This is a genomic window from Cetobacterium sp. ZOR0034 (genome assembly GCF_000799075.1).
Classification (GTDB): domain Bacteria; phylum Fusobacteriota; class Fusobacteriia; order Fusobacteriales; family Fusobacteriaceae; genus Cetobacterium_A.
In genome coordinates, this window is the sequence record NZ_JTLI01000023.1 from 12,606 (window position 1) to 32,076 (window position 19,471).

Consider the following 19,471-nt stretch of genomic DNA (forward strand, 5'->3'; position numbering starts at 1 on the left):
AGGTGATAAAATGAAACTGATTAAAGCAGTTAGAGGAACTAAGGATATATATGGAGATAATGGAATAAAGTACGACTATATAACAAGAACAGCTCAGCAATTTTTTGAAAACTATGGGTATTCTATGATAAAAACTCCAATATTTGAAGAGACAGATTTATTCAAAAGAGGAGTAGGAGAGGGAACTGACATAGTTGAAAAAGAGATGTATACTTTCCAAGATAGAGGAGAAAGAAGTATAACATTAAGACCTGAAGGAACAGCAGCAGTTGTTAGATGTTACTTAGAAAATAAAATTTACGCAAAAGAGGAAGTTTCAAGATACTTCTACGCTGGTTCTATGTTTAGATATGAAAGACCTCAAGCGGGAAGACAAAGGGAATTTAATCAAATAGGTGTTGAAGTATTAGGAGAAAGTTCACCGATTTTAGATGCTGAAGTAATAGCTATGGGATACTCATTCTTAAGTAAAATAGGAATAACTGATTTAGAAGTAACAATAAACTCAGTTGGAGAAAAAGAGAGCAGAGTTAAATATAGAGAAACTCTATTAAACTTCTTAGAGCCGATGAGAGAAGAGTTATGTGACGATTGTAGAATGAGAATGGAAAAAAATCCTTTGAGAGTTTTAGATTGTAAAGTAGACAAGTGTAAAGAGCTGACAGCTGATGCACCAATCATAACAGATTCATTAACAGAGGAAGAGAAAAACCACTATGAAACAGTAAAAAAATATTTAACAATTTTTGGTGTTAATTATAAAGAGGACCCAAGATTAGTTAGAGGATTAGATTACTATTCAAGTACAGTTTATGAGATTGTAACGAATAAGTTAGGATCACAAGGAACTGTTTTAGGTGGAGGAAGATATGATAATCTTTTAAAGCAACTTGGAGATAAAGAGATTCCAGCTTTTGGATTTGCCGCTGGTGTTGAAAGAATAATGATGCTATTAGGAGATGAATTCCCAAGAAGAGATTTAGATGTATATATCGCTTGGTTAGGAGAAACAACAATGGATTGTGCTTTCAAAATAGCAAACGATTTAAGAATTGCTGGAAAATCGGTTGTAATTGATTACAATTCAAAAGGAATGAAAGCTCATATGAAAAAGGCTGATAAAGTTGGAGCAAAAAATGTTATTATAATTGGTGAAGATGAAATGAATAAAGGTGTTGTAATGCTTAAAGACTTCATTAACAGAACTCAAGAGGAAGTTAGCATAGAAAATATAAAAAATATATTAAAATAATAGAAGGAGAAAAAGAGATGACGTATTATAGAACTCATAACTTAGGGGAATTAAGAGCTTCAAATATTGGTGAAACAGTTACTTTATCTGGATGGGTTGATACAAAAAGAGACCTAGGTGGGTTAACTTTTATCGATTTAAGAGATAGAGAGGGAAAAACTCAAATAATATTCCATACAGATGTAGCTGAAGTTGCTGTTGTAGAAAGAGCACAAAAATTAAAAAATGAATCAGTTATAAAAGTAGTTGGAGTTGTAAGAGAGAGACAAAGTAAGAATGCAAATATTCCAACAGGAGATATCGAAGTTTTTGTAACTGAATTAGAAGTTTTAAATAACTGTGATGTGTTACCATTCCAAATCTCTGGAGATGATAATTTAAGTGAAAATATAAGATTAAAATATAGATACTTAGATTTAAGAAGAACACATATGGCTAGAAATTTAAAAATGAGACATAAAATGATTATGTCTATAAGAAACTATATGGATGAAAAAGGATTCTTAGATGTAGATACTCCAATCTTAACTAAGTCAACACCAGAAGGAGCAAGAGATTTCTTAGTTCCAAGTAGAACAAATCCAGGTGATTTCTATGCATTACCTCAATCACCTCAATTATTCAAGCAATTATTGATGATTTCAGGAGTAGAAAAGTACTTCCAAATAGCTAAATGTTTCAGAGATGAGGATTTAAGAGCGGATAGACAACCTGAATTTACTCAATTAGATATCGAGATGTCATTCATTGAGCAAAAAGATATAATGAACGAGATTGAAGGATTAGCAAAAAGAGTATTCAAAAATGTAACAGGAGAATCAGCTGAGTATGATTTCCCAAGAATGCCATATGCAGAAGCTATGGAAAGATTTGGTTCAGATAAACCTGATACAAGATTTGGTGTAGAATTAAAAGATTTAACTGATATAATGGCAACTTGTGGATTCAAAGGATTCAAAAGTGCAGTAGAAGCTGGAGGAGTAGTTAAAGCTGTAGTAGCTCCTGGTGTAGCTGAGCAATTCTCTAGAAAGATATTAACTGAGTACGAAGATTATGCAAAAACATATTTTGGTGCAAAAGGAATGGCTTGGATAAAGCTAACAGAAGAGGGAGTGAACTCTCCAATCGCTAAATTCTTCACAGAGGAAGAGATGGCAGCAATTATATCTAGAACTGAAGCAAAAGTTGGAGATGTAATTATGATAGTTGCAGATAGAGCAAAAGTTGTTTACGGAGCTTTAGGTGCAGTTAGATTAAAATTAGGAAAAGAGTTAGGATTAATTGATAATGATGAATTTAAATTCCTATGGGTAGTAGATTTCCCGATGTTCGAGTATGATGAAGAAGAGCAAAGATATAAGGCTCAACATCACCCGTTCACATCAATAAAAGAAGAGGATATGCAACTGTTCTTAGATGGAGAAATGGATGCAGTAAGAACAAACTCTTATGACTTAGTATTAAATGGTTCAGAAATTGGTGGAGGATCAATTAGAATATTCAATCCAGAAATTCAAAGTAAAGTATTTGAAAAACTAGGATTATCGAAAGAAGAAGCTCAAGATAAGTTTGGATTCTTCGTAGATGCATTTAAATATGGAGCACCACCTCATGGAGGATTAGCATTTGGAATCGATAGATGGTTAATGGTTATGTTAAAAGAGCAATCTATAAGAGACGTAATACCATTCCCTAAAACAAATAAAGGTCAATGTCTGATGACTGAAGCTCCAAGCAAAGTTGATGACAAACAATTAGAAGAGCTTTATTTAGATTCAACATATAATCCAGAAATAGTTTAGTTATAAAAAATATACTATTCAAAAGGATTTTTTAATTGAAAAAATAATATAGAAGTGATATAATTGTCTTAAGAGTAAATATTTCTGGTCTACTCGCTGTTATCTGGAGGTTTTGGGCCTAAGGTCGCTATTGGGATTGGCTCTGTTGTCTATAACTCAGATACGTCACGGAAACCCTTGTTTCACGGACCCTGTATATAGGCATTATCTGATTACCACGTATATGAAACGGCGACCAAAACCGTAAGGAAGGCGGTAGACTGGAGTTATTCTTTTTTAGGACTTTCGGGTCCTTTTTTTATTTCACAACAAAAGGAGTAAATTATGTTAACTATTGAAAAACAGATAGAGTTAATTTTATTAGATACAGTAAAAAATTTGTATTCAGATAAAGAGTTAAAACCAGTAGAGATAACTGTTGCAACAAATGAAAAATTTGGAGATTTCCAATCAAACTTTGCAATGATGAACTCGAAAATAATAGGAGGAAATCCAAGAGCGATTGCTGAAAATGTAGTAAATAACTTAGTTGTAAATGATGTTATTGAAAAAATTGAGATTGCTGGACCAGGATTTTTAAATATCTTTTTAAAAGATTCATACTTAGCAGATTTAGTTAAGAAGATATCTAAAGAGAACTATGAGTTTAAAGGATTAAATACAGAGGGAGATGTAATAATTGATTACTCTTCACCAAATATCGCAAAAAGAATGCATATAGGTCATTTAAGATCAACTATAATAGGTGATTCTATAAAAAGAATGTATAAATATTTAGGATTCAATGTTGTTGCAGACAACCACATTGGAGACTGGGGAACGCAATTTGGAAAGCTAATTATAGGATATAGAAACTGGTTAAATGCAGAAGCTTACAAAGAAAATGCAATTGAAGAGTTAGAAAGAGTATATGTTGAATTCACTAGACAAAGTGAAGAGCATCCAGAACTTGAAGATCAAGCTAGAGAAGAGTTAAAGAAACTTCAAGATGGAGATGAAGAGAACTACAGATTATGGCAAGAGTTTATAAAAGTATCTTTAGATGAGTATGGAAAGTTATATACTAGAATGGGAATTAATTTTGATACTTACTATGGAGAATCATTCTATCACGATTTAATGCCAGGTGTTGTTAAAGAGTTAGAAGAGAAAGAGATTGCAGTAGAGGATCAAGGTGCAAAAGTTGTATTCTTCCCAGAAGAGGAGAAGTTACACCCTTGTATTATTCAAAAAAGAGATGGAGCTTTCCTATATGCAACATCAGATATAGCTACAGTAAAATTCAGATTAAGCAACTATAATGTAAATAAATTAATCTATGTAACTGATGAGAGACAACAAGATCACTTCAGACAATTCTTCAGAATAACTGATATGTTAGGATGGAATGTAGAGAAGCAACACGTATGGTTTGGAATCATGAGATTTGCTGATGGAGTTTTCTCAACAAGAAAAGGAAATGTAATCAGATTAGAAGAGCTTTTAGATGAAGGAAAAAGAAGAGCTTTAGAGATTGTAAATGAAAAAAATCCTGAATTATCAGATGAGGAAAAAGATAATATAGCAGAAGTTGTTGGAACTGGAGCTATAAAATATGCTGATTTATCTCAAAATAGACAGACAGCTGTAATATTTGAGTGGGATAAAATTCTGAGTTTCGAAGGAAATACAGCACCATACTTACAATACTCTTATGCTAGAATAAAATCTATTTTAAGAAGAGCAGTAGAGAATGGAAAAGATTTAAGAGAGGATGTAGCAGTTACATTTACTGATAAAACAGAAAGAACATTAGCACATCACTTAACTCAATTCCCAGCAGTTATATTAAAAGCAGCAGATAGCTGTAGACCAAATCTAGTTGCAGATTACTTATTTGAATTGTCGAAGAAGTTCAATGGATTCTACAACGCTTGTCCAATATTAAATCAAGAGGATGAAATTCTTTATTCGAGATTATTATTAGCTGAAAGAACAGCTGCAGTTTTAAAAGAGGGATTAAACCTTTTAGGAATTGAAACTTTAGAAAGAATGTAATAAATATTAAAGCCAGTACTTTGTGCTGGTTTTTTTATTGAAAGAATTAATAAAAAAAATAGTATAAAGATAAGAGAAGAAAATATTTATACGAGGTGAGAAGATGGAATTGTATCATATAATTTACTCAGCTGGAGTAGATGCCTTTTTTAAAGTTGGAGTATTTGTATCGTTATCTATTTTGACTATGGGGATTATAGATTATAAATTTAATGGAGTTGTAATAAAACTATTGGAAAAAAGTAGTAAAAATGGTGTGTATTTATCTGCTCTTTTGGGATTAATTCCTGGATGTGGAGGAGCTATAGTTGTAGTACCACTTTTTATTTTGGGTAAGATTAGTTTTGGAGCGCTAGTTGCAGCTTTTATAACAACAATGGGGGATGCTGCTTTTGTTTTAATTGTTGGAAATATTACAGCGTATTTTAAAATATTATTGATAAGCGGAGTGGTTGGAATAGTTTCTGGATTGCTGATAGACCGATTTGGAGTTGGTGAAAATATAGTTATGAATAAAGATTTTAATCAGACTTCGGAAAGTGGTTTTGTAAACGAAGAAAGTGGACACAAAATTCATAATCATATAGCTCACAAAAAGGGTGATATAGTTGATAAAGTTTTACATAGAAAATCTGATATAAAAGAGATATATTTGTTGACACACACAGTTTGGTATAAAATATTTTGGATTTTAGTTATAGTTTCAACTCCTTTTGCAATTGAGCATCTTTTAGAGGGGCACTCTCATGTAGAGCATGAAGGCGATTTAAATCTAATTGAAATTATAGCTTTTTTAGGAACTTTTCTTTGTATTTTTTATACATTTTTGAGTAGGAAACTTGTAAAAGGAAGTGATTTTGATAAAACAGAAAGCAAATTGGGATCACTAAAAGAGACTTTAATTCATACAGCAGAGGAAGTCGCTTTTTTAGTGAGTTGGGTTTTTGTAGCTTTTTTTAGCTATGAAATATTTTTGAATTATATAGGTGGAGAGATTGTATTAAAAAATATTTTAGATAGCGGTGGTTTTTTAGTTGTGATTATGGCAATTTTAATAGGATTGATTCCAGGATGTGGTCCTCAAATTCTTTTAGCAGCACTTTATATATCAGGAGCGATACCTTTTTCAGCATTAGCAGCTAATGCAATCTGTAATGATGGTGATGCCTTATTTCCACTTCTGGCATTGAGTAAGAAATCGGCATTTATGGTTACGTTATATAATGTTATTCCAGCTCTATTAGTAGGAGGCATACTATACATTTTAGAAAGATAAAATAAAAAAGACGGATTTTATTTTCCGTCTTTTTTATTTGTTTATTTTTTAAAATAGTTTTAAGTAGATTATCTAAAAGCGGATTAACTCCTAAAAATTGTATATATCTATTATATTCCTCTCTTTTTAGAGTTAACTTTTCCTCTGTTGGATTACCTTTAATAGCCTTAATAAGGATATTTTTAGGTGTGTGCTCCATGTCTATAAACTCCATAACTTTTGTATTGAATCCACAAAGTTCTAAAGATAAAGCTCTTAAAGCATCTGTAGCTAGGGAACTAAATCTTTCCTGTAAGATTCCGTGATTTCCGAAAGGTGAAAGCACACCTTTTATCTCTGTGGTAGAAGATTTATCAATTTTTTGATTTATTTCAGATTGGCAGCATGGAACAGCAAGAATAGCTTTTGCCCCAAGTTCTAATCCTTTTAAAATAGAGTAATCAGTTGCATTGTTACAAGCATGTAAAGAGAATATCATATCAACATTATCGAACTCATGAAACTCTTTGATATCTCCTTTTAAAAATTTTAGATTGTTGAACTCTAACTCTTGAGCAATCGAGTTACAGTGAGTGATTACATCCTCTTTTAAATCTAAACCAATTACTTCGATATCTAAATTTTTAACATTTTTTAAATAGTGGTAAAGAGCAAAAGTTAAATATGATTTTCCACAACCAAAATCAACGATCTTCATACTATTTTGAATTAGATTTTTTTCTTGTAACTCTTTTAAAGTATCTTCGATAAACTCTAAATATCTATTGATCTGTCTAAATTTATTAAATCTCTCTTTAGTAACTTTACCTGATTCAGACATAACACCTAATTTTATTAAAAATGGAATTGGTGTATTGTCTTGAAGAATATAGTTTTTTTGTTTGTTATGAGAAAGTTCAATTTTTTTTCCTATAACACTCTTTCTTTTTAGAGAAAATCCTTTTTTGTTTTGTAAGACCTGAATCTCTTCTTCTGTTGCAGATATAAGAATTTGTTTGAAACTTTCTGTAATATCTTTTAAATGATCAAAGCATTCATCTAGTGTGTAATTTTTGTGAAAAGCTTTGTTATCTTTAAAACTTTCAATTTGAATAAAAAGTTCTCCTTTTATTTCAACGGGTTTTAAATTTATTTTTTTATAAGGGTTTTCTTTTGTTGGATTTGAAAAGATAGCTCTAATAAATTTGTTACTATTAATATTTTCGATAAAAATATTTAAAATGTCATCAATATTGTATTTCATACCAGACTCCTTTTTTTCAATAATTTATATTATACTATTTAAGTTAGAAATATTCAAAAAAATTTTGACAAAAGAGATAAATTATGATATTTTAGATTATAGATATAGGGGGTATTGGTATATACCTTAAAAGGAGATGACACATGAAAAGAGAGTATGAGATTGTAAACCTTCATTGTGGAGGATGTGCTTCAAAGATTCAATATGAATTAGATAAAGTGAAAGAAATAAAAGATGTCAATGTGGATTTTTACACTAAGAAAGTTAAGTTTACTTTAGTTGAAGAAACAGATGAAAAGAGTCTTTTAAAAAAAATAAATGAGATTGCAGATAAAGTTGAGCCAGGAACATATTTAAAAGAGGAAGAGTTAGATGAGCATTTACATAATCATACTCATTCATCGTCGGGAGATATCTTATCAAAAATAGATTTAATAATTCTCACAGTTGGGATAACTTTATTTATAGTTGGTTTAACTTTACCTAAAAGTTTACAAAAAGATATAATATTAGTTATAGCTTATGGATTGTCAGGTTATGATATTCTACTGAATGCTTTTAAAAATATTAAAAGAGGAAAGTTTTTAGATGAGAATTTCTTGATGAGTATTGCAACTATTGGTGCACTTGCATTAGGAGAGTTTGGAGAAGCAGCGGGAGTTATGATATTTTATAAAATAGGAGAATATTTCCAAGAGATGGCTGTAAATAACTCTAAAAAATCAATAGAAAAACTGATGAGTATAAAGCCAGAGTTTGCAAACTTAAAAAATAAAAATGGTACAGTAGAAGTTGTTGATCCTTCAAAAGTTAATGTTGGAGATATTTTAATTGTTAAACCAGGAGAGAGAGTTCCTTTAGATGGTGTTATTACTTTAGGAAATACGACACTGGATAAATCTGCATTAACAGGGGAATCAGTTCCTGTAATAGGGGAGATTGGAAGCGAAGTTTTAAGTGGATCGATAAATATAAATGGAACAATAGAGTTTAAAGTGACTAAGTTATATTCTCAATCAACTGTAAGTAGAATAATTGAGATGGTAGAGAGTGCAGGAAGTAAAAAAGCACATGCAGAAAAGTTTATAACAAAGTTTGCTAGATATTATACACCGATTGTAGTTACACTATCTATTTTAATTGCAGTTTTAGTTCCATTGATGTATGATGGTAACTTTAAGTTATGGTTTAGTAGAGCATTGATATTTTTAGTTATATCTTGCCCTTGCGCTCTTGTGCTTTCAGTTCCTTTAACATTCTTTAGTTCTATAGGGAAAGGATCGAAAGAGGGAATTTTGATTAAGGGTGGAAACTATCTAGAAAGATTAAAAAATATTGATACTGTTGTATTTGATAAAACAGGAACTTTAACAAAAGGAAGATTTAAGGTAACGGCAGTTGAAGTTTTCAAAGGAACAGAGAATGAATTGTTAGAGTATGCCAAGGCTGGAGAGTTTTATTCAAATCATCCAATAGGAAAAGCTATATTAAACTATGGTAGTGTTGAAGTTTCTGAATGGGATATTCAAGGGCATAATGAAAAAGCAGGTTATGGAGTAAATGCCCTTTATTGTGGAAAAGAGATATTAGTAGGAAGTAGAAAGTTTTTAGAGAGCCATAATATAGCGATTGATTTAGCAGAAGATTTTGGGACGGTTGTGTATATCGCAGTGGATTCTGAACTTCTTGGAAGAGTAATTGTTGAGGATGAGATTAAAGAGACATCAAGAAAAACAATTGACGAGTTAAATGCTCAAGGAATAAATGTATATATGTTGACAGGGGATAATCTAAAAACAGGAAGATATATAGGAGAAGCTTTAGGAATTGATGACGATAAAATATGTACAAATTTATTACCACAAGATAAAGTTTCAAAACTTGAAGAGATAAAAGCTAAAAGTAAAAAAGGAACTATTTTTGTTGGAGATGGAATAAATGATGCCCCTGTTTTAGCAATGGCGGATATAGGAATATCTATGGGGAAAATAGGTAGTGATATAGCTATTGAAAGTTCAGACATAGTTTTAATGAATGATGATCCTTATAAAGTTCTAGAAGCTTTAAATTTAGGAAGAAAAAATCATCAGGTTGTTATTGAAAATGTTGGATTCGCTTTGGGAGTAAAAATAGTTGTTATGGTACTAGGAGTTTTAGGAATTGCAAACTTATGGTTAGCTATTTTTGCCGATGTAGGAGTATCAGTTTTAGCAGTTTTAAATGCATCAAAAATTTTAACAAAGAAAGACTAATGGTTTTAATGAAATAAAAGAGAGCTAGCCTCTCTTTTATTTTTTATGTTATAATATATAAAAAAATCAAAAGGTGGTAGAGATGTTTTATTTTATTTATGGTGATACCCCGCTTCCATTAAAATATGAAGAGTTAGTGGAAAAAATAAAAAAATCAAATCCTCATATTCCAATTAAAATTTATGATGCCTCTCAAGGAGAGGAGGAACAATTTTTAGAGAGTATATCGATTAACTCAATGTTTGTAGCAAAAGAGATGATTGTTTTAAAAAGAGCAGATAAATCTAAAAAGTTAGATAATCTTCTTAAGATTGTTGGAGATTACGATTTAACTAAAAAAGAGGTTATAGTTGTCTATGAAGAGGAGTTAAATGACTATGGAAAAGCAATAAACGAAGTTGGAAAAAGAGTTTTAACAAATGCAGAGAAACTTGGCCAAACTATAGTTGCAAGAAAAGCCTTGGAAAAAAAAGGAATACATTTTTATATAGAGAAGGAATTACAAATTTCAGAGTATGAATCAGAGAAGTTAGCAGAAGTTTTAGGTGATGACTTTTTTAAAGTGAAAAATGAAGTCGAGAAGATAAAGAGTTTTTTAAACGGAAAAACTTTTATTTTAGAAGAAATATTACCAATATTATCAGTAAGTGATGAGTATAATTTAAAAAAATTGGTTGAAGACTTCATGATAACTGATAATATTAGCATACTTATAGAATATTTAAAGAAAACAAAAGAGTATATGCTATTTTTATATTTAATGACAGAGGAGCTTAATTTGGCGCTGAAACTAGTTGGATTGAAAAAATCTGGTGAGTTAAGAGCTAATATATCATATAATGAGTTTAAAGCATCAAGCTATGAAAAAATCAAAAAATATTTTAAAACGTCAAGAGGAATGATGAGAGAATATCCTATATTTTTAAAATTGAAGTATATGTCTTCATTTAATGAGGAATTTTTATTGAAGTCTATAGAAAATCTATTAAAAGTGGAGCACTCAGTAAAAAGTGGTGGAATAGAAGAGAGTATTGGGATAGAGAAATTTATAATTGAATTTAGGAGAGGGTAGATACTACCCTCTTTTTATATTGAAAAAAATAGAATCAATATTATTTATAAAAGGGGAAGGCTTAGAAAAAAATCCACATGAGTTATAAAAATTCAGAGGATAAGTGAGTATAAGCTCTTTTTTAGCTCTGGTTATAGCAACATAAAATAATCTTTTCTCTTCTTCTATATTAATCTCGCTTCCCATGGAGGTTGGAATAATTCCATCTAGAAGAAGTGGAATAAAAACATAATCCCACTCTAAACCTTTAGAGCTGTGTATAGTTGATAAAGTTACTCGACTATTTTCATTAAAAGATAGATCTTTGAAGATGTTTTCTAAAAAAATATTTTGAGTGATATTAAAAGTAAGATTATTTTCATTAAAAAATTTTATAATGTTTTCCATATGAATATAGTTTCGGAAAAGAATAACTATATTTGATGATAAATCAGAGGATAAAATTTTTTTTATTTGAGATATTATAAAATTTATCTCGTCAGTATGATTTTTAAAAATATTGAGTGTAGGTAAAAAGTCAGAAGTATTTTTTGTTGTTAAAGTTTTTCTAAAAGAGTAGCGTAAGCACTTAGCAAATTCATTAGATAGATTTAAAATATTTTTTGAACATCGATAGTTTTCTTTTAAAATAAAAGTTTTACTGTCATTGAAATCATTGGAGAAATTTTGAATATTTTCTGTAGAGGCTCCTTTAAAACTGTATATGCTTTGATAATCATCTCCTACAGCCATAATGAAACTATTTTTTGAAAATATTTTTAAGATATCTACTTGAATAGAATCTGTATCCTGATATTCATCAATCATAATATATTTAAAATCTGTAGGGATTATATTTAAATGAAGCTGTTTATAGAATGCGTTTAGTAGGTCATCAAAAGTGTAGAAATTTGTTTGTTTTTTTCGGAGGTTTATATCATTAAAAAAATTTAATAAAATATTTTTAGAAGTTTTATTTAAGCTTTTGAAAAAAAATGATTCGGTATATCTATCTTTTATAGAAGTAGTACATTTTATAATTTCATCTTTAGTCAAAAATTTTGAAATCTGAGTATAATAAATAGAGGAGTTAGCAAACTCGAGCGCGTTATCAGAAGTTAAAATTTGAAAGTTTTTATTTTGAGTATACTTTTTAAGTGACTTATAGGCTAAAGAGTGAAAAGTTTCAATGTTTATATTTGAATCAGGAATAAAAGCTTGAATTCTCTCTTTAATTTCATTGATAGCTTTTCTTGTAAATGTTAGAATTAAAATATTTTTGGGTGGAATTTGTAATTTAAGTAACAAAAGTGCTCTGTAAATAATAACTCTAGTTTTACCAGAACCTGCACCAGCAAGGACTAAAAAATTTCCATTTAAACTTTTTACGGCAATTAATTGCTCAAAATTTAGATTAGAAATTAGAAGATTTTCAAAATTATTAGAAAGATTCAATTCTTTTAAACATACATTTTTTAAATAGTTTTCTTTCATTTTAGATATACTCCTTCCTAGAAAAATCAAAGCTTAATACAATATACTTCAAAAAAATAAAAAAAGCTAATATAAATAAAAAAAAGTTGAATCATGGTTTGACAATTGCAAAATGGTTAAAAAGTGATGGTTAAAAATTTGAAAAGTAGGCAAAAAAATATTTTTAAAAACACTAAAACACAAGTATACTAGCATTATAAAATAAAAATTCACAAAGGAGTGATGGTTTATGACACTAATAAATACAATAGAAAAAGTAAGATTAGCTCAAAAAGAATATGCTAAATTTACACAAGAAAAAGTAGATGAAATCTTTAGAGAAGCTTCATTAGCTGCAAATAATGCTAGAATAAAATTAGCTAAAATGGCAGTAGAAGAAACTGGAATGGGAATTGTTGAAGATAAAGTTATAAAAAATCACTTTGCTTCAGAATATATTTATAACTCATACAAGGATACAAAAACTTGTGGAGTAATAGAAGAAGATATGGCTTACGGAGTACAAAAAATAGCTGAGCCAATCGGAGTTATTGCAGGAATCGTTCCTACAACTAACCCAACATCAACTGCAATATTCAAAGCTTTATTAGCTTTAAAAACAAGAAATGCAATCATTTTTTCTCCACACCCAAGAGCAAAAAATGCAACTATAGAAGCTGCTAGAATAGTTTTAGAAGCAGCAGTAAAAGCTGGAGCACCAAAAGATATAATCGGATGGATAGCAGAACCTTCAGTTCAAGCTTCAAATGATTTAATGAAGATGGCGGATCTTATATTAGCAACTGGAGGACCAGGAATGGTTAAAGCTGCTTACTCGTCAGGAACACCTGCAATCGGAGTTGGAGCTGGAAATACACCAGTAATCATCGATGAAACTGCTCATATAAAAATGGCAGTAAACTCAATCTTATTATCTAAGACATTTGATAACGGAGTTATTTGTGCATCTGAGCAAGCAGTAATCATACCAGCGTCAATCTATGATAAAGTAAAAGAGGAGTTTGCAGCAAGAAATGCTTACATCTTAAAAGGTGAAGAAGTAGATAAAGTAAGAAAAACAATAGTTATCGATGGACACTTAAATGGAGATATCGTAGGACAATCAGCATATAAAATAGCTAAAATGGCAGGAGTAAATGTTCCTGAAACTACAAAGGTAATAATCGGAGAAGTTGAATCAGTAGAGTTAGAAGAATCATTCTCTCATGAAAAGTTATCTCCAGTATTAGCAATGTACAAAGCTACTAATTTTGAAGATGCTTTAAAGAAAGCTGACAGATTAATCGAATTAGGAGGAATGGGACATACTTCAGTTCTATACGCAGATGAATTAATTGCTAAAGATAAAATTGATTTATTTGGACAAACAATGAAAACTGGTAGAACATTAATCAACATGCCAGCAGCTCAAGGAGCAATCGGAGATGTATTTAACTTCAAATTAGCACCATCATTAACTTTAGGATGTGGATCGTGGGGAGGAAACGCTGTTTCTGAAAACGTTGGAGTTAAACACTTAATCAATATAAAAACAGTTGCTAAAAGGAGAGAAAATATGTTATGGTTTAGAATTCCTGAAAGAGTTTACTTCAAATTCGGATCTCTTCCTGTAGCTTTAGAAGAGTTAAAAGGAAAGAAAAAAGCTGTAATCGTAACTGACCAACAATTAGCTACATTAGGATATACAGATCATATAACTACAGTTTTAGAAAATATCGGAGTAGATTTCAGAGTGTTCTCAGATGTACAAGCTGATCCAACTTTAAGTGTAGTTGAAAAAGGTGCAGAATTAATGAGAGGATACAATCCAGACGTAATCATCGCTCTTGGTGGAGGATCAGCAATGGATGCTGCTAAGATTATGTGGGTTATGTATGAGCACCCATCTGTAAACTTCAAAGATTTAGCTATGACATTCATGGATATTAGAAAGAGAATAGTTAAATTCCCTAAAATGGGAGAGAAAGCTGAGTTCTGGGCAGTAGCAACTTCAGCAGGAACAGGATCAGAAGTAACTCCATTCGCAGTTATAACTGATGATGCTACAGGAGTAAAATATCCTCTAGCTGACTACGAAATTACACCAAATGTAGCAGTAGTAGATCCTCAATTAATGTTATCAATGCCAGCTGGATTAACAGCAGCATCAGGAATAGACGTTGTAACACATGCTGTAGAAGCATATGTATCAGTATTAGCTTCAGAATTTACTAATCCATTAGCATTAGAAGCTACAAGATTAACATTTAAATATCTTCCAGAATCTGTAAAAGGAGGAGCGACAGCAGTAAAAGCTAAAGAAAAGATGGCAAACGCATCTTGTATGGCTGGAATGGCATTCTCGAATGCATTCTTAGGAATATGTCACTCAATGGCTCATAAATTAGGGGCAGCTTTCCACTTACCACATGGAGTAGCAAACGCTTTATTATTAGATGAAGTAATTAGATTTAATGCAACTGATAAACCATTCAAGATGGCAGGATTTGCACAATATAAATATCCTAACGCAAAAGAGCGTTATGCAAAATTAGCTGACTACTTAGGATTAACAAAAGGAACTGAAACTCCAGAAGAGAAAGCTAAGTTATTAAGAAAGAAATTAGCAGAATTAAAAGCTGAAATTGGAATAAAATCAACAATTGCAGAATACGGAATTTCTGAGCAAGAATACTTAGCTAAATTAGATCAAATGGTAGAGGATGCATTCGATGACCAATGTACAGGTGCAAACCCTAGATATCCATTAATGAGCGACTTAAAAGAGATGTACTTAAGAGCTTACTATGGACCAGAGAAGTATTTAGCTATGCAAAAAAAGAGCGAAGAAAAAGTAGAAAAAAAAGCAAAATAAAATTTAGCCACCTTAATTAAATTTAGTCGTATAAAAAGTAAAAACCTCCTAAGAAATTAGGAGGTTTTACTTATAATAAAGATTATTTAATTTTTGTCCAAGTTTGTTTAGAACCAATTAGTCCAGATTTATCTAAGCTTCCTTTAACAATGATAGTATTAGCATCTTTAAAGGAAATTGAGCAGTAGTATGTTTTTCCATTTTCTGGATTGTAGATGAACCCGTTTTCAAATCTATCTTTTTCAGGGTTGTATGTGAATTCACTAACGAAGTTTATACCAACTAAAGGTCTTGATTTTAAATTTTCATCAGAGTTAGCTAAATCTAGTTTCATTTGTCCTTCTAATTTGTGACCTTTCTCATAAACTGGGATAGTTAGCTCATTAATTTTTCCAAAATACTTATTTTCTACTTTGTAAAATTCAACGATTATTTGGTTTCCGTTTTTAGCTTTTTCGGTAATCCATTTTCCAGAGATATCCTCTTCTTTTGAGAAAGTTAAAGAACTGAAAATTAAAGTTAATAGTAAAAATAATTTTTTCATTATAAATCCTCCAAAATTTTATTTTTTATATTATAACAGGTGTAATTAAATAAATCAATACCGAAAAAAAGAACAAAATAAAAATATTTTTTCTTTTTTCAGTAATATTGAAAAAATTTATTTTTTAAATGGAGCTCATTTATTAAATAAATTTGATTTGTACGATATAAAAGGTTATATTTTATTAAGAATATTAAAAAAATAAAATCTTAAAATTAAACAAAAAAAACTATAGGGGGATAAAAATGAAGAAAAAAATACTTTTATTAAGTGCTTTAGCAATATTTTTAGGAAATAGTTTAAATGCAGTAGCAAGTAAAGATACTTTGATTGTAGCGCAAGGAGCTGATGCGAAAGTTTTAGATCCTCATGCAACAAATGATCAACCATCTTCTAGAGTGGCAGGACAAATCTATGATTCATTAGTAAAACAAGATATCAATATGAATATAATTCCTGGTTTAGCTGAAAGTTGGACTCAAATTGATGATACAACAACTGAATTTAAATTAAGAAAAGGTGTAAAGTTCCATAATGGAGAACCTCTAACAGCGGATGATGTAAAGTTCACGTTAGATAGAATGAAATCATCACCTCAAGTATCACATATAATTAAAGCCATTGATTCAGTTGAAGTAGTGGACGATAATACAGTAAGAATAAAAACAGATAAACCGTTTGGTGCCTTATTAAGTCATCTATCACATACAGCTGCATCGATTTTAAATAGAGAGGCAGTTGAAAAAGGTGGTTCAGCTTATGGTCAAAATCCAGTAGGAACAGGACCTTATAAATTTGTTAGTTGGCAAGCTGGAGATAGAATAACTCTTCAAGCAAATCCTGAATATTATTTAGGAAAAGCTCCAACTGAAAAAGTAATTTTTAGAAGTATAGTTGAAGGAACAAATAGAACAATAGGATTAGAGACTGGTGAAGTTGATATCGCATATGATTTAGAACCTGTGGATAAAGAGATGGTAAAATCGTTACCAACTTTAGATTATGTGGAGGAACCATCGTTATCAATGGCATACATAGGGTTTAACGTGAATAAAGAAGCGTTAAAAGATAAAAAAGTAAGACAAGCAATTTCTTATGCTTTAAATGTACAAGATATAATTGATGTTGCATACCAAGGGTCAGGAGCAAAAGCAAACTCGCCAATAGGACCAAAAGTATTTGGCTATAATCCTAATGCAAAAGGGTACGATTATAATCCTGAAAAAGCAAAAGAGTTATTAAAAGAAGCTGGATATGAAAAGGGATTAAAGTTAAAGTTATGGACAAATGATAATCCTACAAGAAGAGATATAGCTGTAATAGCTCAAGATCAATTAAAACAAGTTGGAATAGATGTAACTATTGAAACTCTTGAATGGGGAGCATACTTAGATGGAACAGCAAGAGGAGAGCACGATATGTTTATTTTAGGATGGGTTTCTGTAACAGGAGATGCTGATTATGGATTAGAGCCTTTATTTAACTCTGCAAATAAAGGTGGAGCAGGAAATAGATCATTCTATGAAAATCCAAAAGTTGATGAATTATTAACAAAAGCAAAAAATTCAACAAATCCAGAAGAAAGAAAAGCGTATTACTATGAAGCTCAAGAAATAATTCAAGAGGATGCACCTATATTTACAATAGCTTATACAACTCAAAATATAGGAAAGCAAAAAACTGTTGAAGGATTCCAAATGCACCCAGCAGGACATCATAAAATATACGGAGCGTACAAAACAAAATAACATATAAATAAAATTTAGAAAGGAAACCTTTTGGTTTCCTTTCTAGTATAAAGCAAATAAAGGGGGATACACATGCACAAGTATATATTAAAAAGAATACTGTTACTAATACCAGTATTGTTAGGAGTATCGTTTCTAGTATTTACAATAATGTCATTTACACCAGGAGATCCAGCACAACTTATCTTAGGAGAAAGTGCTCCTAGGGAAGCTGTAGCTCAATTGAGAGCAGAGATGGGATTGAATGATCCATTTATAGTTCAATATATCAGATTTGTTAAAAATGCAGTAGTAGGAAATTTTGGACAGTCTTATACTACAGGAAGAGAGGTATTTGGAGAGATATTCTCGAGATTCCCGAATACACTAATATTAGCAGTTTTAGGAATAATTATAGCTGTTTGCATTGGAATTCCTTTAGGGATAATTTCAGCAACAAGACAGTATACATTAATAGATAGCGTGAGTATGATAGGAGCACTTTTAGGTGTATCAATGCCAGTGTTCTGGTTAGGGTTAATGTTAATCTTAACATTCTCAGTAAATTTAAGATGGTTACCTTCTGGAGGATTTGATGGATTAAAAAGTTTGATTTTACCATCGATTACATTAGGGGTAGGATCGGCAGCCATAATTACTCGTATGACTCGTTCTTCTATGTTAGAAGTTATAAGACAAGACTACATTAGAACGGCAAGAGCTAAGGGGGTAGCAGAAAAAGTTGTAATAAATAAGCATGCTCTAAAAAATGCTTTGATACCAGTTATAACAGTAGTTGGATTACAATTTGGTGGACTTTTAGGAGGAGCTGTATTAACAGAATCAGTTTATTCATGGCCTGGTGTAGGAAGAATGATGGTTGATGCCATTAGACAAAAAGATACACCGACAGTTTTAGCATCGGTAATTTTCTTGGCGGTAACGTTTAGTATAGTAAACTTAGCAGTTGATATATTATACGCTTATGTAGATCCAAGAATAAAATCGCAATACAAATAGAGGGGTGAATAAAGTGGAGACTACTACAAAAAATGAAAATATTGGAAAAAAAAGAAGCCAATGGGCTGAATTATGGAAAAATTTAAAAAGAAATAAGATGGCATTGTTTGGTTTAGTTATATTGGTTATAATAGTTTTACTTGCGTTATTTGCGGATCAAATAGCTAACTATGATCAAGTTGTTATAAAGCAAAATTTAAGAATGAGATTAAAACCTCCTTCATCAACTCATTGGTTAGGAACGGATGAGTTTGGAAGAGATATTTTTGCAAGATTAGTTCATGGAGCTAGAGTATCGTTAAAAGTTGGAATATTAGCTGTAGGGATTGCTATAATTGCAGGTGGATTTTTAGGGGCCATTGCAGGATATTATGGTGGTAAATTAGATAATATTATAATGAGAGTAATGGATATTTTCTTAGCAGTACCTAGTATATTATTAGCAATTGCAATTGTATCAGCACTAGGACCGAATTTATTAAATTTAATGATAGCTGTAAGTATCTCTTCGATACCTAGATATGCTAGAATAGTAAGAGCATCTGTTCTGTCAATAAGAGATCAAGAGTTTATCGAAGCAGCAAGAGCGATTGGAGCAAGTGACGCAAGAATAATATTCAGACATATTATTCCTAACTCTTTAGCACCTGTAATTGTACAAGGAACTTTAGGGGTTGCTAATGCAATATTATCGACAGCAGGATTGAGCTTTATAGGATTAGGAATCCAACCACCAGCACCAGAGTGGGGATCAATGCTATCAGGAGGTAGACAATACCTGAGATATGCATGGTGGGTAACTACATTCCCAGGAGTATCAATCATGATAACAATTCTATCACTAAATCTTTTAGGAGATGGATTGAGAGATGCATTAGATCCGAGATTAAAACAATAATTACAGTGGGGGAGATGAACG

At 30.9% G+C, this 19,471-nt stretch carries 13 protein-coding genes; 10 read left to right on the top strand and 3 right to left on the bottom strand.

Translation table 11 applies throughout. From position 1 onward, the window contains the following. The first annotated feature begins 10 nt into the window (after positions 1–10). From hisS to L992_RS06060, 4 genes are all read left to right on the top strand, one after another. Positions 11–1,252 (top strand): histidine--tRNA ligase, encoded by a 1,242-nt coding sequence (hisS, locus tag L992_RS06045; protein WP_047382441.1) that lies wholly within the window; start codon positions 11–13, stop codon positions 1,250–1,252. A gap of 17 nt (positions 1,253–1,269) precedes the next feature. Further along, the gene (aspS, locus tag L992_RS06050) at positions 1,270–3,054 is read left to right on the top strand and encodes an aspartate--tRNA ligase (protein ID WP_047382440.1); all 1,785 of its coding nucleotides are present in this window, start codon (positions 1,270–1,272) and stop codon (positions 3,052–3,054) included. Between the two features lie 324 nt (positions 3,055–3,378). Then, positions 3,379–5,091, top strand: coding sequence for an arginine--tRNA ligase (gene argS / locus L992_RS06055; protein ID WP_047382438.1), 1,713 nt, complete (start codon positions 3,379–3,381; stop codon positions 5,089–5,091). Positions 5,092–5,194: 103 nt separating this feature from the next. Then, positions 5,195–6,367: a putative manganese transporter gene (locus tag L992_RS06060; RefSeq protein WP_047382437.1), complete on the top strand. Its 1,173-nt coding sequence runs from the start codon at positions 5,195–5,197 to the stop codon at positions 6,365–6,367. On the opposite strand, the gene L992_RS06065 is transcribed toward L992_RS06060, so the two are convergent. After that, on the bottom strand, positions 6,318–7,610 hold the full coding sequence (locus L992_RS06065; protein ID WP_081982726.1) for an SAM-dependent methyltransferase: 1,293 nt from the start codon (positions 7,608–7,610) through the stop codon (positions 6,318–6,320). The genes L992_RS06060 and L992_RS06065 overlap by 50 nt on opposite strands. A gap of 143 nt (positions 7,611–7,753) precedes the next feature. On the opposite strand from L992_RS06065, the gene L992_RS06070 reads away from it, so the two are divergent. Both L992_RS06070 and L992_RS06075 read left to right on the top strand, forming a co-directional pair. Then, complete coding sequence (locus L992_RS06070; RefSeq protein WP_047395057.1) at positions 7,754–9,862, top strand: heavy metal translocating P-type ATPase; 2,109 nt, start codon at positions 7,754–7,756, stop codon at positions 9,860–9,862. Positions 9,863–9,944: 82 nt separating this feature from the next. After that, on the top strand, positions 9,945–10,934 hold the full coding sequence (locus L992_RS06075) for a hypothetical protein (protein WP_047395060.1): 990 nt from the start codon (positions 9,945–9,947) through the stop codon (positions 10,932–10,934). 3 nt (positions 10,935–10,937) lie between these two features. Here L992_RS06075 and L992_RS06080 read toward each other — a convergent pair whose 3' ends face one another. Continuing rightward, positions 10,938–12,407, bottom strand: a complete 1,470-nt coding sequence (locus L992_RS06080) for an ATP-dependent helicase (protein ID WP_047395062.1) — start codon at positions 12,405–12,407, stop codon at positions 10,938–10,940. Positions 12,408–12,636: 229 nt separating this feature from the next. Here L992_RS06080 and adhE point away from each other — a divergent pair, with 229 nt between their 5' ends. Beyond that, positions 12,637–15,261: a bifunctional acetaldehyde-CoA/alcohol dehydrogenase gene (gene adhE, locus L992_RS06085; RefSeq protein WP_047382427.1), complete on the top strand. Its 2,625-nt coding sequence runs from the start codon at positions 12,637–12,639 to the stop codon at positions 15,259–15,261. 82 nt (positions 15,262–15,343) lie between these two features. Here the strand turns inward: adhE and L992_RS06090 are convergent, their stop codons facing one another. After that, positions 15,344–15,805: a DUF2147 domain-containing protein gene (locus L992_RS06090; RefSeq protein WP_047382425.1), complete on the bottom strand. Its 462-nt coding sequence runs from the start codon at positions 15,803–15,805 to the stop codon at positions 15,344–15,346. A gap of 245 nt (positions 15,806–16,050) precedes the next feature. On the opposite strand from L992_RS06090, the gene L992_RS06095 reads away from it, so the two are divergent. The 3 genes from L992_RS06095 to nikC all read left to right on the top strand — a co-directional run bounded on the left by L992_RS06095 (position 16,051) and on the right by nikC (position 19,450). Further along, on the top strand, positions 16,051–17,553 hold the full coding sequence (locus L992_RS06095; protein ID WP_047382423.1) for a glutathione ABC transporter substrate-binding protein: 1,503 nt from the start codon (positions 16,051–16,053) through the stop codon (positions 17,551–17,553). A gap of 72 nt (positions 17,554–17,625) precedes the next feature. Beyond that, positions 17,626–18,552 carry a nickel ABC transporter permease gene (gene nikB / locus L992_RS06100; protein ID WP_047382421.1) on the top strand — a complete coding sequence of 309 codons (927 nt, stop codon included), beginning with the start codon at positions 17,626–17,628 and terminating at the stop codon, positions 18,550–18,552. A gap of 13 nt (positions 18,553–18,565) precedes the next feature. Further along, on the top strand, positions 18,566–19,450 hold the full coding sequence (nikC, locus tag L992_RS06105) for a nickel transporter permease (RefSeq protein WP_047382419.1): 885 nt from the start codon (positions 18,566–18,568) through the stop codon (positions 19,448–19,450). Positions 19,451–19,471 lie beyond the last annotated feature (21 nt).